This window comes from Paenibacillus sp. KS1 (genome assembly GCF_001680695.1).
Lineage (GTDB): Bacteria > Bacillota > Bacilli > Paenibacillales > Paenibacillaceae > Paenibacillus_B > Paenibacillus_B suaedae.
The window spans coordinates 1-2,119 of record NZ_MAIS01000202.1; the positions used below are offsets into that span (position 1 = coordinate 1).

2 protein-coding genes and 1 tRNA gene are annotated in these 2,119 nt (G+C 41.4%); 2 read left to right on the plus strand and 1 reads right to left on the minus strand.

Features of this window, described 5'->3' with window-relative positions; translation table 11 throughout:
* Together BBG47_RS30215 and BBG47_RS27750 are read left to right on the plus strand one after the other, a co-directional pair.
* The coding region (locus tag BBG47_RS30215; protein ID WP_065294433.1) for a hypothetical protein at positions 1 to 870 on the plus strand (870 nt) is incomplete at its 5' end.
* A 24-nt stretch (positions 871 to 894) separates the two neighbouring features.
* Positions 895 to 1,893, plus strand: coding sequence for a hypothetical protein (locus BBG47_RS27750; protein WP_065294434.1), 999 nt, complete (start codon positions 895 to 897; stop codon positions 1,891 to 1,893).
* A gap of 106 nt (positions 1,894 to 1,999) precedes the next feature.
* On the opposite strand, the gene BBG47_RS27755 is transcribed toward BBG47_RS27750, so the two are convergent.
* Positions 2,000 to 2,081: transfer RNA gene (locus tag BBG47_RS27755), tRNA-Leu, on the minus strand.
* Positions 2,082 to 2,119: the final 38 nt, after the last annotated feature.

A 2,119-nucleotide genomic window follows, 5' to 3' on the forward strand; every position in this document is an offset into this window, starting at 1 on the left:
CAAATCGATCAGAAGCTGGCCGCCAAGCTGGAGAAGGCAGTCAAACAATTTGCAGGCAAAGAAATTAAGCTGAATATGCAGGGCACTTCCCAATCCATAAGCGATCAGGTGCAGGTTAAGTCGGCAGATGGGAAATATAGTGTGAACTTCAAGGAGAAAACAGGAGAAATTACTACGATTAGAGGCTATCAAACCATCGATAAAGTCAGTAAGGAGGATCTGAACGAAGTACTGAAAGTATTAAAAGGGTTATATGCGAAGAAAGACTATACATTTGATAAAGAAGTTCATGTCGATCTGCACGATGTAGAATCAAAGACGCCCTTTAGCATGTATTCGTTAAACGGGAAAGGATTTTCTGCCTTACTTATGAAAAATTATCCGGGGTGGCCGACAAAGATTCATGTTTCAGCCCAAGTCGAAGTTGCCAAGAACGAGCTTGATCCAAAGCTCATGGAAAAGGCAGCCGGGGCAGTAAAAACAGCTTTAGGCCACAATTTTGAGGTGACGAAGGCTTGGGTTGGAGGTACTAATAAAAAAAGTACATGGAAACTTAAAGGTGGCAATATTACGCTGTCCTTGGATGGAACAGGGAAGACCGAATATATTTATGATATTTCGCGAAAACAATTGACGACGAACAAAGAGATTACGGAAAAAGAAGTGAAAGAGATAGTCGCGCCGATTGCAAAGAAGTTATTCAATTTGGACATCCAGGGGCTTGAAGTAAAATGGGACGGTGCTTCCAGAGACTTCATCTTCAATCAAAAGAAAGATACGAAAATGACCGTGGCGCTGGATGCCGATAAAAACGTAGTTTATATGTTTTCCGGGGTAAGAATGCTTCTGGAGGATTTAGAAAGAGATTAACCTTAATAAAAAGGAGAAGATAATATGAATCTAAAAAAAGCAATTTTAGCAACGATGATCGTATCCAGTATGTTCGTTACACTAGCGGGCCCGACCTTTGTAGGAGCCGAAGCAGCAGGAGGAAAGCTGCAAGAACAAACATCGGGCAGCAGTATTCAAGTGGATAAAAAGGTTGCTGCCAATCTGCAAAAGGCCGTGAATCAATTTGCAGGGAAAGAGATAAAGTTGAAGTTCGAGAAGGCCTTTAAACATCCATTTGATCTGGCGACGGTTCCTTCGGCAGACGAATTATACGAAGTAAATTTTAAACCAGGTACAGGGGAACTGATCACAATTAAGGGGATTCAAACACTTGATAAAGTGAGCAAGGATGATCAAAAGGAACTGCTGAACAAGTTGAAAGGGATGTACGCCAAAAAAGCCTATGCATTTCATAAAGAGGTTCAAATCACTCAAAGCTATGACAAAGGAAAGGTTTCACAAACCTTTTATATATTAGAGGGAAAAGACTTCATGATTTCTTGGATGAAATATCCACCTGGGCAATCGAAGAATAAAAATTATATTGGAGCAGCCGTTATTCAAGTAGACAAGAACGAGCTAGAACCGAAATTACTCAAAACGGCAGCGGATGCAGTGAAAACAGCTCTCGATCAGGAATTTGAGGTGAAGAAAGCAGAGCTTGGTTATTATGCTGGCGCCAAAGGTGATATGTGGAAGCTCAAAGGCGATCATATTACTCTGGCGGTCGAAGCAAAAACAGGAAAGACCGAGTATGTATATGACGTTGCGCGAAAACAAGCAGACAAAGCAGTAACAGAAAAAGAAGTAAAAGAAATAGCTGCGCCGATTGCCAAAAAATTGTTCAATATGGACATTCAGGGACTTGAAGTGAAATGGGATAAATCAGCGCGTGATTTCTGTTTTATTCAAAATAAGGAGACAAAAATGTCAGTTGCATTGGATGCTGATAAAAACGTAGTTTATATGTTTGCTGGAGATAGAATGATGCTGGAAAAATGAAGTGGATCGATCAATAACTCTCTTCCGAGGAAGAGAGAAGTCCAAATGGCATAAAAAAAGAGTTATCGAATTGCATGAAGCAATTTGATAACTCTTTTTTGTCGTATACCGATGGCCGGACTCGAACCGGCAAGCCTCTCGGCACCGCATTTTGAGTGCGGCGTGTCTGCCAATTCCACCACATCGGCAAAATGATATGGGGCGATCGAAGGGAATCGAACCCTCG